The 19,834-nt window shown below is 38.1% G+C and carries 15 protein-coding genes; 10 read left to right on the plus strand and 5 right to left on the minus strand.

Annotated features, from left to right (window positions below):
* Window positions 1-137 precede the first annotated feature (137 nt).
* From feoB to Q0110_RS11035, 3 genes are read left to right on the plus strand one after another with little or no spacing between them, the layout of a single operon-like run.
* Entirely contained in the window at window positions 138-2,627 is a 2,490-nt protein-coding gene (feoB, locus tag Q0110_RS11025) for a ferrous iron transport protein B (RefSeq protein WP_297906201.1), read from the plus strand.
* Window positions 2,628-2,677: 50 nt separating this feature from the next.
* Window positions 2,678-2,833 carry a FeoB-associated Cys-rich membrane protein gene (locus Q0110_RS11030; RefSeq protein ID WP_297906202.1) on the plus strand — a complete coding sequence of 52 codons (156 nt, stop codon included), beginning with the start codon at window positions 2,678-2,680 and terminating at the stop codon, window positions 2,831-2,833.
* A 44-nt stretch (window positions 2,834-2,877) separates the two neighbouring features.
* Entirely contained in the window at window positions 2,878-4,122 is a 1,245-nt protein-coding gene (locus Q0110_RS11035) for a metallophosphoesterase (protein ID WP_297906203.1), read from the plus strand.
* 7 nt (window positions 4,123-4,129) lie between these two features.
* On the opposite strand, the gene Q0110_RS11040 is transcribed toward Q0110_RS11035, so the two are convergent.
* Window positions 4,130-5,446 (minus strand): UDP-glucose/GDP-mannose dehydrogenase family protein, encoded by a 1,317-nt coding sequence (locus Q0110_RS11040; RefSeq protein ID WP_297906204.1) that lies wholly within the window; start codon window positions 5,444-5,446, stop codon window positions 4,130-4,132.
* Window positions 5,447-5,570: 124 nt separating this feature from the next.
* Between Q0110_RS11040 and Q0110_RS11045 the strand changes: the two genes are divergently transcribed.
* From Q0110_RS11045 to Q0110_RS11070, 6 genes are all read left to right on the plus strand, one after another.
* On the plus strand, window positions 5,571-6,518 hold the full coding sequence (locus Q0110_RS11045) for an ornithine cyclodeaminase (RefSeq protein ID WP_297906205.1): 948 nt from the start codon (window positions 5,571-5,573) through the stop codon (window positions 6,516-6,518).
* A gap of 135 nt (window positions 6,519-6,653) precedes the next feature.
* Window positions 6,654-8,471 (plus strand): aminotransferase class I/II-fold pyridoxal phosphate-dependent enzyme, encoded by a 1,818-nt coding sequence (locus Q0110_RS11050; RefSeq protein WP_297906206.1) that lies wholly within the window; start codon window positions 6,654-6,656, stop codon window positions 8,469-8,471.
* A 25-nt stretch (window positions 8,472-8,496) separates the two neighbouring features.
* A complete protein-coding gene (locus Q0110_RS11055; protein ID WP_297906207.1) occupies window positions 8,497-9,741 on the plus strand; it encodes an oligosaccharide flippase family protein in 1,245 nt (414 codons plus the stop codon).
* Between the two features lie 478 nt (window positions 9,742-10,219).
* Complete coding sequence (locus Q0110_RS11060; RefSeq protein ID WP_297906208.1) at window positions 10,220-11,209, plus strand: O-antigen ligase domain-containing protein; 990 nt, start codon at window positions 10,220-10,222, stop codon at window positions 11,207-11,209.
* Complete coding sequence (locus Q0110_RS11065) at window positions 11,187-12,410, plus strand: glycosyltransferase family 4 protein (protein ID WP_297906209.1); 1,224 nt, start codon at window positions 11,187-11,189, stop codon at window positions 12,408-12,410. The genes Q0110_RS11060 and Q0110_RS11065 overlap by 23 nt, the downstream gene beginning before the upstream one ends.
* Complete coding sequence (locus tag Q0110_RS11070) at window positions 12,407-13,486, plus strand: glycosyltransferase family 4 protein (RefSeq protein WP_297906210.1); 1,080 nt, start codon at window positions 12,407-12,409, stop codon at window positions 13,484-13,486. The genes Q0110_RS11065 and Q0110_RS11070 overlap by 4 nt, the downstream gene beginning before the upstream one ends.
* 46 nt (window positions 13,487-13,532) lie before the next feature.
* Here Q0110_RS11070 and Q0110_RS11075 read toward each other — a convergent pair whose 3' ends face one another.
* The 3 genes from Q0110_RS11075 to Q0110_RS11085 are packed head-to-tail and all read right to left on the minus strand — an operon-like array spanning window position 13,533 to window position 16,827.
* Window positions 13,533-14,396 (minus strand): LicD family protein, encoded by an 864-nt coding sequence (locus Q0110_RS11075; RefSeq protein WP_297906211.1) that lies wholly within the window; start codon window positions 14,394-14,396, stop codon window positions 13,533-13,535.
* Between the two features lie 6 nt (window positions 14,397-14,402).
* Window positions 14,403-16,013, minus strand: coding sequence for a GNVR domain-containing protein (locus Q0110_RS11080; protein ID WP_297906212.1), 1,611 nt, complete (start codon window positions 16,011-16,013; stop codon window positions 14,403-14,405).
* 10 nt (window positions 16,014-16,023) lie between these two features.
* Window positions 16,024-16,827 (minus strand): polysaccharide biosynthesis/export family protein, encoded by an 804-nt coding sequence (locus tag Q0110_RS11085; RefSeq protein ID WP_297906213.1) that lies wholly within the window; start codon window positions 16,825-16,827, stop codon window positions 16,024-16,026.
* 196 nt (window positions 16,828-17,023) lie between these two features.
* Between Q0110_RS11085 and Q0110_RS11090 the strand changes: the two genes are divergently transcribed.
* Complete coding sequence (locus tag Q0110_RS11090; protein ID WP_297906214.1) at window positions 17,024-17,869, plus strand: S1-like domain-containing RNA-binding protein; 846 nt, start codon at window positions 17,024-17,026, stop codon at window positions 17,867-17,869.
* A gap of 99 nt (window positions 17,870-17,968) precedes the next feature.
* Here Q0110_RS11090 and lepA read toward each other — a convergent pair whose 3' ends face one another.
* Window positions 17,969-19,756 (minus strand): translation elongation factor 4, encoded by a 1,788-nt coding sequence (gene lepA, locus Q0110_RS11095; RefSeq protein ID WP_297906215.1) that lies wholly within the window; start codon window positions 19,754-19,756, stop codon window positions 17,969-17,971.
* Window positions 19,757-19,834: the final 78 nt, after the last annotated feature.

A 19,834-nucleotide genomic window follows, 5' to 3' on the forward strand; every position in this document is an offset into this window, starting at 1 on the left:
TGTCTAAAGTTGAAATTTGTGGCACAAACATACATAAAATACTCGGAAAACGCTCTAAGGAAATAAAAAAAATACCTACTAGTTGGTATTGGTGGTGCGAAGTTTTCGAACTACCTTCGCGTAACATTTAATAGGACATGAGATTATCAGAACTTCGCACAGGCGATAAAGGTGTTATTGTAAAGGTAATGGGGCGCGGAGCTTTCCGCAAACGCATTATAGAGATGGGATTTATTAGGGGAAAAGAGGTGATCGTTATACAAAACGCTCCACTTAAAGACCCTATTCATTATCGTGTAATGGGATATGATGTCTCTCTGAGACGTTCGGATGCCGCATTGATCGAGGTTGTCAGCGCAGCGGATTTCGAGAAGGAGCAGATGATCCCGGCACAAGATACCCAGAAGAGCGCAGGTCCTTCTATCCTGCCATCCGACAATGAACTGCAAACAATCGCACTACAAAAAGGGAAAACAATTAACGTGGCCTTGGTAGGCAATCCGAATTGCGGAAAAACCTCTCTCTTCAATTTCGCATCCGGGGCACACGAGCATGTGGGTAACTATAGTGGCGTAACCGTAGATGCCAAAGAGGGAATATTCCAACAGAACGGCTATACATTCCGTATCGTAGATTTGCCGGGCACTTACTCTTTATCTGCCTACACTCCGGAGGAACTATACGTGCGCAAGCATTTGAATGAGGAACAACCGGATGTTGTGATCAACGTCATCGACGCTTCCAACCTGGAACGGAATTTATATTTAACGACTCAACTGATTGATATGGACGTTCGCATGGTGATCGCCCTAAACATGTATGATGAGCTGGAACGTCATGGAAATAAGTTTGATCATGAGTCTTTAGCGAGAATGATTGGAGCCCCCATCATCCCAACCGTAAGTAAAACGGGGTTCGGTATAGAGGAATTGTTTAATCGAGTCATCAAAGTATATGAGGAGGAAGATCCCGTAATCCGTCATATCCATATTAATTATGGCGAATCTTTAGAGAAAGGGATCAGCAACGTCAGGAAAATCCTGAAAAATAACGTAGACATACCGAGGAGCTTGTCTAAACGGTATCTATCTATCAAATTATTGGAAGGAGACCGGGATATCGACTCATTTATCAAAACGTTACCCGGCGCAGAAACAATCTTCCAGGAAAGAGACCGTAATACCGCTCAAATAGAAGAGCTATTACAAGAGGATTGTGAGACTGCGTTCACGAATGCCCGCTATGGTTTTATTTCCGGAGCGTTGCGTGAGACTTACGAGCAAAATACGATTAAAGAGGCGACAAGCACGCAAATCATCGATCTATTCGTCACACATAAAGTACTGGGCTTCCCGATTTTTATCTTGTTCATGTGGATTATGTTCGAGGCCACTTTCTACCTGGGTGGATATCCGATGGAATGGATCGAGAGCCTAGTCGAGGTGATCGGCAACTTCGTGCGCGGACACATGGCAGAAGGCCCTCTGAAGGATCTTCTCGTGGATGGAATTATCGGTGGCGTAGGAGGTGTTATCGTGTTCTTGCCGAATATCTTGATATTGTATATGTTTATATCGTTCATGGAAGACTCGGGATATATGGCCCGTGCGGCTTTCATCATGGATAAGATCATGCATAAGATGGGATTGCACGGAAAGTCGTTCATCCCCTTAGTGATGGGGTTCGGTTGTAATGTTCCTGCTATCATGGCCTCCCGGACAATCGAGAGTCGTAATAGCCGTATGATAACAATGCTGGTAAACCCATTGATGAGTTGCAGTGCCCGTCTGCCGGTTTATGTATTGTTGATCGGGGCATTTTTCCCGGAGAACGCTAGTTTTATATTATTGGCTTTATATGTTTCCGGTATTTTGCTAGCGGTTATCATGGCTCGTCTTTTCAAACGCTTCTTATTTAACGAAGAGGATGTACCTTTCGTGATGGAGCTCCCCCCCTACCGGATGCCTACAGGTAAATCCATCATGATCCATATGTGGGAAAAAGCGAAACAATACTTACATAAGATGGGAGGTATCATCTTGGTTGCTTCTATCATTATCTGGTTCCTCGGATATTTCCCCAGACATTCGGAGAATGGGGATCAGTTTGATCGCCAGATAGCAGAAATCGAAAATATGGAGTTGGATTCTCAAGAGAAAGCTGATACGATAGAAGAATTAGAGCGATTGAAAGCAGTTGATCACCAACAAAATTCTTACATCGGACGTATCGGTCAAACGATTCAACCGGTACTGGCTCCTCTAGGATTCGACTGGAAAATGAGTGTAAGCTTACTCACCGGTATGGCTGCGAAAGAAGTCGTAGTCAGTACGTTAAGCGTATTATATACGGGTAATGCCGATGATGACAGCCAAGCGCTGTCGGAACGTTTGAAACAAGATCGTAATACGGAAGGGGATTTGGTGTTCACACCACTCATAGCGATCAGCTTAATGCTTTTCGTCTTGATCTACTTCCCGTGTATCGCTACGATATCAGCTATAGTTAACGAGTCCGGCTCATGGAAATGGGGTATATTTGTCATTGTATACACTTGTGTCTTAGCTTGGATCGTTTCATTCATCGTTTATCAAACGGGGAATTTCTTCATAGGTTTATTCGGCTAAGAACTTCCCCATATCTCTATTAGTTATATATAGGAAGAAAAATTATAAATATGTGGCAATATATAGCAATTTGTATCATCGGTATCGCAGTTATCGGATATATCGCATATAAAATTTATCGAATGTTCACCGCCCCTAAATCCAAGCACCCATGCTGTGGGTGCAGCGGTTGTGCTTCGAAGAAAGAGTTAAAAATGAAAGAATAACAAAATATTTTTTATATTTGCGTTATTCTAATACATTATAGATTATGAATAACACGACCTCACAGATTTATGTGTTTCTTATCCTGCTAATCTTATTAGCAGGATGTAAAGATGACTGGAAAAATCTAAACTTGCGTAGTGGAGAGAATGAAACCTTTTATTGGGAAAACAATAAGCTCGCCGCTCAGAGGTTAGCCAAGATTATGTATAATAAAACAGATAGCGGAAGTTATGAACGTTTTAAGATTGTCCATATTTCAGATCCTCACTTATCCTCTTGGTCTCCAAGCAATAACTATGAGTTACCGATAAATCTAAGACAATCCATCCAATTTGCGAATCAACAAGAGTTGCAGATCAATGCGATAACCGCTACGGGTGACTTCATCTCAATCGACAAGAAAGAGAAAGCGAAAGAATATATGCGTTCATTTATTCATTTCTTTTATGAAGAGAATTATATTCCCTCCTTTATCTGTACAGGGAATCATGACAGTAATTCTGAGGCAGAGATAGGTAATACATTTTTATACAAGAATGAGATCAATGAGATATTATTCAGCAAAAACAACTATTCAATGAACCGAAATAGTACAGAGAACTATTACTATTCGGATGTACCAAACCCTCAAGGAGGAACGATCCGTTTCATTGCCCTTGACATGTTAGACCAACCAGCTTCTCAATATAACACTCTATCTTACGCATATTTTTCCCAGAAACAAATAGACTGGCTTATAAATACCGCATTGAAAAATGGTATAACCGATCATCACAACATCATTATTTTAACCCATTATCCATTTCAACGTCGCAGTGTAAATAACGATACCTATTTATGTGATGGGGATTTTGTTCACTCATGGAATATGATTCCTGAGATTATTGAGGCATTCCGTACACGCTCTTCATTACAGAAAACATATCCCAATCAATTCAATTCAGAGACAATTAATGTTAATGCTGATTTTAGCGACAGTAAAGGAGAGTTTGTTTGTTATCTAGGTGGACATATTCATTGTAACGCCTATTTTGATGTGACTGGACTAGACAATGAAAACGCAGATCTTACTCCTCAAAAAATGATACTTTGTACTAATCAAGCCCCAAGCGAAAAAGGTGTGGTATATAATAAAGTCGCACGTGAAGAGGATAGCCTATCAAGCAACAGTTTTTGCATCTATGCCATAGATACAAAAGAAAAGAAGATTTATATCACCTATTTTGGAGCCTATAAACCTTCTAATGATCGCAATTACGCAGAAATTCAAACGATTTCGTATAATTAAAACATTTTTATCTTCCTATGCAATGATAAATAAAGCCAGCCTCTTCTAGTTCTGTTTTATCATAAATATTACGTCCGTCTAAAATTAAAGGAGTAGACATCAATTTCTTAATAACAGACCAAGATGGCATACGAAATTCTTTCCATTCCGTAACAAGCAATAGTGCATCCGCATCTATCACAGTCTCATAGATATCCTTGCCATATGAAATCATCCCTGTGGGTAAACGCCTTTGAGCTTCAGCCATAGCAACCGGATCATAAGCGGAAACTACACATCCCGCTTCTTTCAACTTTTTGATCAACACCAATGAGGGAGCCTCTCGCATATCATCCGTTTCCGGTTTAAAGGCTAATCCCCATAAAGCGATACGCTTACCTTGAATATTCCCTTCAAAATGTCTCTTTAATTTACGGAATAATATTGATTTTTGTTCCTCATTCACTGCTTCTACTGCTTCCAGTATACGCATCTGGTAACCATTGTCTACCGCTGTCTTCACTAGCGCTTTTACATCTTTTGGAAAACAAGATCCACCATAGCCACAACCCGCATATAAGAAACGACTACCAATACGGGCATCAGTACCGATCCCTTTGCGTACCATATTCACATCCGCACCTACGATCTCGCACAAATTGGCAATATCATTCATAAAACTAATACGGGTCGCAAGCATAGCGTTTGCCGCATATTTTGTCATCTCGGCAGAGGGAACATCCATAAAAATCACCCGGAAATTATTTAACAAAAATGGGCGGTACAATTTCGACATCAACTTTTGGGCACGTTCGGACTCAACCCCGACAACGACCCGATCAGGGCTCATAAAATCTTTGATAGCCGCACCTTCTTTCAAAAACTCTGGATTAGAAGCGATATCAAATTCAATGTCTACATTTCGCTTGGCTTGTTCTTCCCTAATCGTTTTCTTGATTTTCTGGGCAGTACCTACAGGAACCGTACTTTTTGTAACAACCAAGACATACTTGCTCATATAGCGTCCTACCGTACGGGCAACCTCAAGTACATATTTCAAGTCTGCGCTACCATCTTCATCGGGTGGTGTACCTACCGCACAAAACAAAACCTCTACCTCATTCAAGCATTCTTTTAAATCTGTCATGAAATGCAAACGACCAGCTTGAGAATTACGTGCCACCATCTCATCCAGCCCCGGCTCATAGATAGGCACTATACCTTTCTTGAGGTTCTCTATCTTTGTTGTGTCCACATCTACACAAAAAACCTCTGTCCCCATTTCGGCAAAGCAAGTCCCCGTAACCAACCCGACATAACCAGTTCCAACAATCGCTATTTTCATATATATCTATTACTTATGTTTCTCATAATATTTAAAATAGATACAAAAGTAAGACTATTTCAAGAATTATACATAACTTTGGAAGCTTTTTTGGCATAAACATGAACTAAAAAAGGAAGTTAATATGAAAATTATCTCTGAAAATCAAATTAAAGATTTAGGAATTACACCTGCGACCTGTGTAAACTGGGCGAAAGAAAGTTTCTCTATAAAGAAAAAAGCTCAGTTACCCGCAAAGATAAGTGTACACCCCCAAGGTAATGATTTTTTCACTTCCATGCCCTGCCTCCTACCTCAAGAATTCTCGAGGTTCGGGATCAAGGTAGTTCATCGTATCGTAGGTGGTATACCAGCCCTAGGAAGCGATATCCTACTTTATAATTCCAATACGGGAGAACTGTTAGCTTTATTAGACGGAGATTGGATAACCGCCATGCGTACAGGAGCTGTCGCTACACTCGCCATTCAAACGTTAAAAGCAACTGATGCCACGACTTACAGCTTCATCGGTTTAGGTAATACCGCCCGTGCCACCATGTTATGCTTGCTTGACAACCAGAAAAACACGCATCACATAGTTCAGTTATTAAAATATAAGGATCAAGCAGATTCCTTTATCGAGAGATTCAAGGATTACTCCAACGTGACATTCTCGGTTATAGAAGATATAGAAGAGCTTATCTCTGGTTCGAATGTCATTGTCAGTTGTATAACAGATGCCAGTGACTTGCTTTGTCCGAAAAACGAATTATTCAAAGAAGGCTGTCTAGTCGTGCCGGTACATACAAGAGGATTTCAAAATTGTGACCTTTTTTTCGACAAGGTATATGGCGATGATACCGATCACGTAAAAGGATTCCGTTATTTTTCCCGATTCAAACAATATGCCGAGTTAGAAGACGTTTTATCTGGTAAAGCTGTAGGTCGGGAAAATAACCATGAACGGATATTGAGTTACAATATAGGCCTTGGTTTACACGATATTCTATTCGCTAGTAAAATCTATGATAGTTTATCAGCCCAATCTCCAGAGATAAAAATAGAAAGAGAGGTTTCAAAATTTTGGATATGATACCAACTTATTATATGCAGCGTTTTAAACAATAAAATCATCTTATAAAAACAACCCCTCTCGGTTCTGTCTGATTCGTATTTTTTGACAGTAAAATCGACAGGGGTATTTGCTTATATAATTAAAAAATAAGATATGCAAGCGATCATACTAGCAGCAGGCATGGGCAAACGCCTTAAAGAGTTGACACAAAACAACACGAAATGTATGATTAAGGTACATAATCAAACCTTAATCGAACGAATGCTTAAACAACTGGAAGTCTTGTCCCTGAAACGTATTATTATTGTAATAGGTTATAAAGGAGATAAAGTTCGTGAACTTATTGGAGATAAGATAAACAACACCCCTATTTTTTATGTCGAGAACAATGTATATGATAAAACCAATAATATATACTCATTATATCTTGCGAAAAACTATCTGGTAGAAGATGAAACGATCTTACTTGAGTCTGATTTGATTTTTGAAAACTCTATTCTCGACAAATTGATAAGACATCCTTATCCGAATTTGGCAGTAGTAGCAAAATACCAAAGCTGGATGGATGGAACAGTCGTACGCCTAGATGAGGATAATAATATATTGAATTTCATCTCAAAAAAGGCCTTTCAATTTTGTCACAAAGACTCTTATTACAAGACCGTTAACATATACAAGTTCAGCAAGGAATTTTCCACAAACAAATACATTCCTTTTTTAGAGGCTTATTGTAAGGCTCTCGGTAATAATGAATACTACGAACAAGTACTGAAAGTAATATCTTTATTAGATAAACCGGACTTAAAAGCCTTGACGATAACGACCGAAAAATGGTACGAGATAGATGATCAGCAAGATTTAAACAATGCGGAAGCTTTATTCTCGGAAGGAAATCAAGCTCTATCTTTATATGGTAAGCGTTATGGTGGATATTGGCGTTTTCCTATGTTATTGGATTTCTGCTATCTCGTCAACCCTTATTTCCCTAATACTCGGCTAAAGGAAGAAATGAAAGCAAACTTTGACACCCTTCTCACTGAATATCCTTCCGGTATGCAAGAAAACGCTCAGCTAGCAGCCCGTTACGCTGGTGTATCCTCTGAACAAATCATCGTAGGAAATGGAGCGGCCGAGTTAATCAGTGTTTATATGCGTATGGCCTCTACCTATACCACAGGTGTGATATTACCGACATTTGAAGAATATCCTAATCGTTTGGTTTCTAGCCAACTTATATATTATACTCCCAACAACCGGGATTTCTCTTATACAGCCTCAGATATTATCTCTTTCTTTGATGCTAAATCAATCGGGCAACTTTTAATAATCAACCCAGATAATCCATCAGGAAATTTATTATCTAAAGATGAGATCTTATCTTTAATCGAATGGTCTAGACAAAAGGGAATACGTATAATCATCGATGAATCTTTTCTCGATTTCGCAGAACCTGAAAAGAAACTTTCTTTATTGGACAAAGAGCTTTTAAATCAGTATCCACATTTGATTGTCATTAAGAGCATCTCAAAATCATACGGTGTTCCCGGATTACGATTGGGTTTTTTAGCATCGGGAGACAAAGAATTAATACGAGCATTAAAGAAAGACATATCAATCTGGAATATCAATTCTTTCGCTGAATTCTATATGCAGATTTTCATAAAATACAGCGATGACTATGACAAAGCTTGTCATAAATTCCTAAACGAAAGAAAACGTTTCTTCCAAAATCTACAGGCTGTCTCATATCTCAGAGTTATTCCTTCTTCCGCAAATTACTTCTTGTGTGAAGTAACCAATACTTACACATCGGAAGAACTAAGTAGCTTTTTATTGTCGGAAAATAATATCTTGATAAAAAACTGTGGAACAAAAGCTGGATTTGAAGGAAAACAATATATCCGGATCGCCATCCGGAACAAAGAGGACAACGATAAGCTAACAGAAGCGTTAATATCATTGAATAAATAAAGAACTTCAATCCATTCTCTATTATATGGAAATAAAGAAGAAGCTCAAGAGCCCTATGGTTATAAATTTCATCTCCTTGGCATTGCTCCAAGGGGTTAATTATTTATTACCTCTATTATCATTCCCCTTTCTTTTCAGGGTACTCGGTGTAGAGCGTTGGGGACTCGTGACATTTGGCTACGCCCTGATGCAATATTTCATTATGTTCACTGATTTTGGTTTTAATCTATCGGCTACGAAATATATATCCGAACATAAAACAGATTTAGGCAAAATAAACTCTTACCTGAACAGTACCATGCTCGGACGTCTCTTTTTATGCGGGATTAGTTTTGCCATATTATTCATCTTAATCACTTGTTTCGATAAGTTTAAGGCAGAATCTTCTTTTTACCTTTTATATTTCGGTATGATCATAGGTAATGTAATGTTCCCCATGTGGTTTTTCCAAGGCATGGAAAACATGAAATATATAACGGTATTCAATATCATAGCGAAATCTTTGAGTTTCCTTCCCTTTTTCATCTTTATCCGGGAACCAGAAAATTATATATACGTACCGATGTGCTATAGTTTTGGTTTTATCCTTGCTGGAATTGTAAGTATTTTCATCGTTTATTTCAGAATGGGGATGAAATGGTACTTCACATCGATCAAAGAAATCCGTAACTCTTTAAAAGATAGTTCTACCTACTTTCTATCCCGAGCTTCCACATCTTTGTTCACCACAAGTAATTCATTCTTATTGGGTTTGATTTGTGGAAATACAGCAGTAGGTTATTACTCGGCAGCAGAAAAGTTATATCAAGCATACAACCAATTACTAACGCCCTTCACTGGGGTTCTATTCCCACATATAGCGAAGAGTAGAGATGTCTTGTTTTTCAAAAAAGTATTCTACAAAATAACATTCGTCAACTTTTTTTGTGTAGCTAGTGTATTTCTTTTATCAAGTTATGTATTAGGATTTGTCTATGGAACAGCCGATCCCGATATCTTGGAAGTATTCCGGATACTTGTGGTCGCTTGTTTCGTAACCATCCCTTCCATGCTGTTGGGATACCCATTCCTTGCAGCTATGGGACATCCTTTATACACGAACTATACAGTTATGACTACTTCTGTAGTGCACATCACTGGATTGGCGATTCTATACGTTTGTGGAGCGATCATCCCCATCACGGTAGCCATGATGGTTGTCGTATCCGAGACACTTCTCATTCTTTTCCGAATTTGGGGTGTACGCAGGTTTCAACTATTTCGAGTATAAAAAGTAATGATTAAAGAAATACAGATCCTACATGTTTCATAAAGAAACACATGAGAGGTGGTATGAAATAATTTTTATCAACTCTAAAAACAAGTTGAAAAGCAAATAAATGCAAAAAGGACAACAAAGCATAGTTTATTCAAAGAATAACCCATAACTTTGTTTCTTAATATAAATATGTACAAGTTACTCAACGTACTTTTATAAAGGTATGATACAATCTTTGATTAATAAACATTTTTTCAATCTGCTTCTTTTCACGCTAACTTTTGGTATATTGTTATATGATGCCATCGGATTTGATTACACAGATGAAATTTGTGCCTTATTCCTGTTCATTTTATTCGGTATATATTTATTTTCCACATCCGATTGGAACTTCAATAAGGCCTTTTTAACAACCATTGGAACTTTCCTATTCTATTTTTGCTATTCTTTATACATTGGTAGCAATACGAAAACGGCGATAATATCAGATATGTTAATTCAGATTAAACCCTATCTCGCTTTTTTCTGCGTATATTCAATGATGCCAAGATTTAGCGAACCCCAGAAAAACATTATGAAATCAATATGCCTTATATTTTGGTTTCTTTTACTCCTAATAGGACTGGGGAGAGCCGTGGAGCCTAGAATTTTATTCCATCTAATGGGACATCCCGCCTATTATGCGGCAGCTGTCGTATGTGTTTCCCTCTGCTATTTGTATTGCAGCAAGTTCACAAATCTAGACAAGATCACGTTCGTCGCCTTATTGTCTATCGGATTAATCTCCGGCAGATCTAAATTCTACGGGTTCTTTGCTCTCGCAACATTTATCACATTCTATTTCTCTAATATAAAACAATTTAAACTAGACGTAAAGAATATTACAATCATACTGTTAACGATCATAGCAGTATTATTTGTCGCCAGAGAGAAAATCTATTTCTACTTCTATCAGACACTAACAAGTGAGGTAGACAAAGACATGATTGCTAGGTATGTCTTATATGCTACTGCCCCACAAATACTAATAGATTATTTTCCCTTTGGTAGTGGGTTCGCCAGTTTTGGTACTTTCTCATCAGGGGTGTATTACTCGAGCATCTATTCTAAATACGGAATAGATGGAGTATGGGGTATGAGCAAGGATCACTATAACTTTATAGCAGATACCTATTATCCTTCCTTGGCCCAATTTGGTATCGTAGGAATTATCCTATATATAACGTTTTGGGTATATATCCTAATGAAGGCAGTCAAATTCCATAAGAAGGTATATAATATGAAGTGTCTATCCATGGTATTAATGATCATTGGTTTCTTTATTATTGAGGGTACTACTGATTCGACATTTACAACGCATAGGGGCTTCTTTGTCCTCATGGTATTAGGTTTAATATTATCCGATTTGAAAAATGGAGTGACAGATGAAATTCATCCAAATATAAAAAAGTCGCAAGATGAAAATACTTCAAATAAATAAATATTTCTTTAAAAAGGGAGGAGCGGAAACCGTCTTCTTCAATACGATCCAACTTCTTGAAAGGCATGGGCATACGGTTATTCCTTTCAGTCTTAAGAATAAGAAGAATGAACCTTCTTCTTATGAGTCGTATTTTGTAGATTATCCAGAACTATCGGAATCTTCTCTACCTAAGAAAATAAAGAACCTACCGGCTTTCATTTACAACAAAGAAGCTGCACGAAAATTAGAGATGTTAATCCAAAAGGAAAAACCAGATATAGCACACATACATCTGATGTTCAATAGTATGTCTGTATCCATCCTACCTGTTCTCAAGAAATATAATATTCCTGTCATTATGAGCGTGCATGACTATCGCTTAGTTTGTCCTGCATACACCTTCACGGATGGAAAAAGAAATTTCTGCGAACGTTGCAAGACAGGTAATTACTATAATTGCATAACGCATAAATGCTCAAAAGGTAGTCTCATCAATAGTTTTATGCTGAGTATGGATAGCTATTTCCGCTCAAAATTCTATCCACCAATTGATTATATCAATCGATTTATATTCGTCAGTAAATTTTCTATGAATAAACATATTCAAGTTGAGAAACGATTCAAGGATAAATGTACCTATTTATATAATTTCACACCAAAAGAAAAAGACTATAGTGTAATAAAAGGGAATTATATATTCTTTTTCGGAAGAATATCTGAGGAAAAAGGTATCCTCACCTTATTGAACGCAATTAAACAGATTCCTAATATAAAGCTGAAATTAGCAGGAACTGGTCCTCTGTTGGAGCAACTGAAATCTCAATGTCCTCCAAATGCTGAATTTCTGGGATTTAAACAAGGAGAAGAGTTACAAGAACTTATTCACAACGCATCTTTTGTCGTAGTCTCATCTGAATGCTATGAGAATAACCCTATGACAATCATTGAATCCTATATGATAGGAACTCCTGTTATTGGTAGTGACTTGGGAGGAATACCAGAGTTAATTATTGAAAACAAAACTGGATATACATTCAAGCCTAAATCTTCCGATGATCTAAAAAAAACGATCACAAAGGCTTGTTCTATATCCGAAGATGAATATGCGATAATGTCGGATGAGGCGAAAAAATTCGCAATGGATAATTTCTCGGAAGAAAGTCATTATCAAAGACTCGTCAAAAACTATCAACTCATTATCGATCAGAATAAGCGATGAAAAATGTCTATGTATTTGGGACAAGAGGCTTTCCGAATGTACAAGGGGGCGTAGAAAAACATTGTGAGCAACTTTATCCGGAATTGACTTCTAAATATAACATTTCTGTATTCAGAAGAATTCCATTCTTAAAGAAAAACGCCAAAAAAGTCTATAAAGGTATACAATTCATTGATCTACCTTCCACTCGTATAAAAGGGTTTGAGCCTTTTTTCCATTCATTCTTGTGTACTATATATTGTATCGTAAAGAGACCGGATATCGTACATATCCATAATATTGGTCCCGGAATGTTTATACCACTCCTTAAACTCGCCGGGTTAAAAGTTGTCCTTACGTATCATAGCGCAAACTATGAACATAAAAAATGGAATTACATATCTCGAAAAATATTAAAATTCAGCGAATGGATAGCTGTTAATGGCTCTACGGCTGTAATCTTTGTCAATAAAAAGCAAATGTGTCTTTTCAACGACAAAATTCAACGTAAATCCACTTATATTCCTAATGGGGTATATCGCAAACAACCAGCGACAAGGACAGACTATCTAGAGAAACTTGAATTACAACCTCAAAAATATATTTTAGCTGTAGGACGCATTACACAGGAGAAAGGATTTGATTATCTCATTGATAGTTATGTACAATCTTTGCCTCACGACTTCAAGCTCGTTTTAGCCGGAGGAGTAGACCATAGCTCCTCCTACTCGTCCGAGATCTGTAAAAGAGCTCAAAAACAGAATATAATCATGCCCGGATATGTGGATGGAGAATTTCTAAAACAATTATACTCCCATGCCAGACTCTTTGTATTACCTTCTTATAATGAAGGTTTCCCACTAGTCCTTTTAGAAGCGATGAGCTATCATTTACCTATATTGGCAAGTGATATACCTGCTAATAAATTACTTGAGCTAAATCCAGAAGACTATTTCAAAACGGGAGATATTTTGGATCTATCTAAGCATATAAAACAAAAACTAGTACAAGAATTTACGAGGATCAACTATCCTCTTGACGACTATACGTGGCAGAATGTCAGTGATAAAGTAAATACAATCTTTGGCAAGATATAAAAAACATCCCTCAAAAATACTGTTTAGTCATTTTGAGGGATGTTTTTTATATAATTGGTTTTATTTCATGAGCATGTTGTGCAGCCAAACGCTGTTTTTCTGGAGGTGGTGTCATATAATTCGGACCATATAGTGTAGTTAAATATACATCTGGTCTATGAGGTGCAAAAAACTTTGAATCTTCAAAGTCTATCTCTACCACTGGAAAAATATCGTCAAACCAAAGATATCTTTTCCACAAGGTATCAAAACCATGACCAAGACGGCAGTCTGTACCTAATCCCCTATTCCTATCAATAAGCTTCTTCGCAAATTTCATATATCGAAGAACCAACTTATGGAATACGGGATGAAAAAAAGCCAATATCTTTTTATCTATAGACTCATCCTTGAAATATATTGCATCCAAACTCTTGCATATAAATGTATTATAGACCTTCACCATTTTTTCGAACATAAAAGGTAATTTCTGTTTATGATAACGATCCATAGGGAATATATCTATAAATAAACCCTTCTCACATTCCTCATCCTCATATCCCGGAGATAATATGAAACTTTTCTTGTCTCTCACCTTACAAGGTAAAGGTAAATAATGGTAATGAGGGTCAGTCTCTCTGGTCTGCAACATCATATCTTCTGGGAATTCATTCACGGCAATCTTTACAAAACGCTCATAATCCTCACGAATCATACAAATATCTAAATCATCATCCCAAGGTATGAAACCTTTATGGCGAACCGCTCCTAATAATGTACCCGAACACATCCAATAAGAAATATCATGCTTTCGACATATATAATCAATAATCTTAAGCATCCTCAACATCACCAATTGCGCTTGGCGCAATACCGTTTCTCCTTCCTGACGATTATCTGGATATAGTTTCGAGAAATCAACTGCACTCATAAAATATTACTTAGAACCCTTATTTTGCTTTTTATATTCTTGAATGAGAAGAGACGATTGTTTTTTTACGAATAAATAAGATATCGGTATCACCAATGTTAATACTAACATCCCTATAAGCGCAAATAGCTTACGAGGACCTACCGGCTTACTTTTCACGTAGGCAGGATCAATTACTCGTGCCTTATCTCTTGCCTGCCCTAAAATAAGAGCTGTTTCTTCTCGCTTCTGAAGTAAAATCAAATAAACACCTTGGATAATTTCCTGTCTACGTTTCAACTCTACGAATTGTCTTTCCGCAACCGGATAATTATTCATTTTATCATAGATTTCCTGCTCTTTCGCTTTTACGTCTTTTATTGATTGTTGCATTCCTTTTTGGGCATTACCTATAGTTTCTATTACGCTTCCACGTAACTTATCAGCCTGTTCAGTTAAAGTTCCAACCAATGGATTATTGATACTTGAATTTTGAATTACCCGAGCACGTTCCAGCAAAATCTCATTATAACTAGTTAACGCACTCCCTTTCTCACCTTCTTGAGCAGTCAATAAAACAGGAACTAAATTATACTTATTCGCAGGATCTTTCACAAATTCATCCATCATATTGATAACATTCGATTGAGCCTCCAATTCTATCAACTTTGTCTGTAGCTCTTTCATTTGCTCCACGTAAAATTGAACATCGTGCTCTATATCCATCAAGCGATTCTCACTCTTATACTCTTCAATCTGGTTCTCTACGGTAGCAAGTTCCGCAATAATATTTTCAATTCTTCCATCCAAGAAAAGTAAAGATTTACGAGCTTCCCCTTTTTTATACGCCTCAGATTCTTTGTTATAGATTGCTATTAACGTATCTAACATATCCGTACCCCGATTCCTCTCATAATCAGTACAACTCAACTCTATTACATTTGAGGTCTTAGAACTCCCCTCTATTAAAAATTCTTTTTCTAAATCTTCCGCAACCCAACCTGCTGGATTATAAGTGATATCAAGCTTTGCCGAAGTAATACCTTTTTTCCCTGGCGCAAAATCCAAAGTAAAATTTCCCATCGGCAATTCAATAAAAGCAGGCAATGAAGAGAAACTAAAATGTTTCTTCTTCATATTAACAGACTTTGCTGAAACTTCTGTCTTACCATTTTTCATGACAACGGAGAACTCCACAATTTCTGCCAGACGTGCATTTGTAACAGAATCAGCAACCATTTTAAAAGGTGATTCATCATATAAACGATAACCTAAAGAAAATGGTTCGCAATAATCGACATTCACACCTAAACTTAGAACCATATCCCGAAGCATCTTATTAGAGGTCAGTGTCATTAATTCATCATCTATATTAACAACACCTCCAGAAACAGATCCCAATCCAAAAGATTTCATTAACCCGGCAGCCTCTCCTAATCCAAAGCTACCACCTCCAAGATCCTTATCCTCCTGAATCTGAATACGAGCCATCATCTCATAAGTACGAGGGTAATAAATCAGATATAAAACCGCTGGTATTATAGAGAAAAGGAATACACCTAAAAAAAGTTTCCAATGTAACAGATATCTTACGATAATACTCTTAAGTCCGATTGTTTCGTTGTCTTTCACTTCCATTTTCTAATCATTATTTAGTAATCGCCAATATAACAGTCGTTATCACAGACACAGCACTCAAGATTGAGGAGAATACAGTTATACTATATTGTTGGGCTTGACTGTAACGGGCGTTTCTCTTCTTCGCATTATTCGGTTCTACATAAACAACATCATTTTGTTGAAGATAATAATAAGGGGAAGTAAATATATCCGGTTCAGTGATATCTAAACGAGCAAACTCCTTTTCTCCATTATTATCGCGTATCACCAAAATATTCTTGCGGTTTGCATTAATCGTCAAATCACCGACCTGACCTATAGCATCTAATATTGAAAGACGGTCATTCTTCACGGAAATCGCCCCCGGTCGAGCAACCTCACCCATCATCGTAACTTTATAATTCACAATTTGAACATTGACCAAGGCATCTTTCACATAAGGAGAGATCATCTCCTGCATTTTATCACTTAATTGCTGCTTGCTCAAACCCGCTACATGTATCTTTCCTAAAACAGGAAAGTTAATGTCACCTTCTTGGTCAACCAAATACGTTCTCAATTGACTAGAAGAAACCGTTGAGGTTGCTCCTTGAATCGCATAGGCATATACAGGAGGATTAAAGGGAGTAACAACAGTCGGATCCCATGCCGTAACAGTTATCGTAAGTAAGTCATCAGGGCAAATTTTCGAGGTATAAGCTTGATTCATCTTGCTTACCTGTTCAGGTGTCAAGGTATCAACCCCTTGGAAATAAACTACGTCTTTAGGAACAGAACAAGCTCCTAGCAATAAGACAAACAATACCACTACTGATACTAATTTTACTCTCATAATCTTTGTTTTCTTCAAATAAGGTGCAAATATACGTTTTTTAGTTTGAACATGAAGCCTTAAAAGGACCACAAGTATAAAGATACCTTTATAACGATGCAAATGTCTAGATATTGCTGCATGCCAAACCAAAATTATAGTTGTTTTTACCGCTTTTTCATGATTATTGCGTAAGTTTGTGACAAAACAAAAACATATGGTTGAGATAGGAAAATACAACACACTGAAAATAGTGAAAGACTTGGATTTCGGGGTTTATTTGGATGGCGGCAACGGGGTGGAAATATTGTTGCCAACTCGTTACGTACCTAAAAACGTGAAAACCGGGGATGAAGTTGAAGTGTTTATTTATCATGATAATGAAGGGAGGTTGATCGCTACTACCGCACGCCCTCTGGCAACGGTCGGGGAATTTCAGTTCATGGAAGTAAAAGATGTAAATAATGTCGGAGCATTTCTGGAATGGGGTATCATGAAAGATTTACTCGTCCCTTTTAAGGAACAAAAAATGCCGATGAGGGAAGGGAAATGGTATTTGGTGTACGTCCGGTTAGACCATGTGACAGGCCGTATCATGGCATCCGCACGTATTGAGAAATTCTTAAATAACGTACCTATCAATTATGAGCTGAACCAAGAGGTTGAGCTGTTGGTGGCCGATGAGACGGACCTTGGCTATAAAGTTATCATCAATAACCAACATTGGGGATTGGTATATCACAATGAGGTATTCCAGCGTCTTGAGAAAGGCGAACATCTGAAAGGCTATATAAAAGAAATACGTGAGGATGATAAAATAGATGTAAGCCTAACACCTCTGGGTTACCAAAAAGTAGAGGGTATCGCTGGTATTATCCTAGAAGCATTGAGGACACAAGGGGGATACATCGCAGTACACGACAAAAGTGAGCCTGAAGTAATCTACTCCTTATTTCGCTGCAGCAAGAAAGCCTTCAAGCAAGCTATTGGGGCACTATACAAACAACATCTCATCATATTGGAAGATGGAGGGATACGGCTGATAAATAAAAATGAAAAATGATTTGTTCAAATAAAAAAGTCAATGGTATCCATAGAAGGATCCATTGACTTTTTTCTATCCATCAATCTATTGGTCTCTCCAGTAGATTCCATTGACACTCTAATCTAGTTTCAATACGGCTAAAAATGCTTTTTGTGGAACTTCTACTGTACCGATTTGCTTCATCCGTTTCTTTCCTTCTTTCTGTTTTTCCAGCAACTTACGTTTACGGGAAATATCGCCACCGTAGCACTTCGCTGTCACATCTTTACGAACAGCCTTGATCGTCTCACGAGCGATAATTTTAGCACCTATCGCCGCTTGGATAGCAATATCGAACTGCTGACGCGGGATTAACTCTTTCAACTTCTCACACATACGACGTCCGAAAGTAACACTATTATCTACGTGCGTCAAAGTAGACAAGGCATCCACAGGCTCTCCATTCAACAAGATATCTAACTTAACCAACTTACTTGGACGAAAATCATGTAAATGGTAATCGAAAGAAGCGTACCCCTTTGAGATACTCTTTAACTTATCATAGAAGTCGATAACGATCTCACCTAACGGCAAATCATAATAAATTTCCACACGATCGCCGGATATATATTCTTGCTTGATCAGAATTCCTCGCTTACCCAAGCAAAGTGTCATAATCGGACCAATATAAGTAGTATTCGTGATCACGGAAGCACGGATAAACGGTTCATCGATATGATCAATCAAAGTCGGATCAGGCAAACCACCCGGATTATGTACCTCAAGTTCCTCTCCTTTCTTCGTATGTACGATATAAGAGACATTCGGCACGGTGGTTATAACATCCATGTTGAACTCACGATCCAAACGTTCTTGGACAATCTCCATATGTAATAACCCCAAGAAACCGCAGCGGAATCCAAAGCCTAACGCAGCGGAACTTTCCGGCTGGAATGTCAAGGACGCATCGTTCAACTGTAGCTTCTCCAATGAAGCACGTAGATTCTCGAAATCCTCGCTATCGATCGGATAGACACCTGCGAAGACCATAGGTTTTACCTCTTCAAAACCGGCGATCGCATCTTTTGCCGGACGAGACACGTGAGTAATCGTATCGCCGACACGCACCTCCCGAGAAGTCTTGATGCCGGAAATGATATATCCTACATCTCCTGTTCGAATCTCCTCCCGCGGACACATATCTAATTTTAATATGCCGACTTCGTCTGCGTCATATTCTTTCCCTGTAGCGATAAACTTCACATGGTCACCCTTACGAATCACACCATTTACCACTTTAAAGTAAGCGATAATACCACGGAACGGATTGAAAACAGAGTCGAAAATCAAACATTGCAATGGCGCTTCCGGATCTCCTTCCGGAGCCGGGATCTTTTCTACGATCGTACTCAATATCTCATCCACTCCCTCGCCCGTCTTTCCGCTCGCCCGTAAGATATCTTCACGAGGACAGCCTAACAACTCCACGATCTGATCCTCAACCTCCTCCGGCATAGCGCTAGGCAGGTCTATCTTGTTCATCACCGGAATAATCTCTAAATCATTCTCTATCGCCATATATAGGTTAGAGATAGTTTGCGCTTGAATACCTTGGGCCGCATCCACGATCAGTAAAGCGCCCTCACAAGCGGCAATAGAGCGGGAAACCTCATACGAGAAATCCACGTGTCCCGGAGTATCAATCAGGTTCAGTATGTATTCCTCACCTTTATAATTATACTTCATCTGGATCGCATGGCTTTTGATTGTAATACCACGCTCACGTTCCAAATCCATGTCATCAAGGACTTGAGCCTGCATGTCCTTACCCTCTACTGTCTTGGTATACTCAAGCAAACGGTCTGCCAAGGTGCTTTTCCCATGGTCAATATGAGCAATAATACAGAAATTGCGGATATTCTTCATCTGCTAAATTTATTTTTAGGTACGCGAAGATAGGAAATTTAGCCTAAATACTATACTTTTGGCATACCATTTGTTGTT

It is taken from the genome of uncultured Parabacteroides sp. (genome assembly GCF_947855115.1).
Classification (GTDB): Bacteria; Bacteroidota; Bacteroidia; order Bacteroidales; family Tannerellaceae; genus Parabacteroides.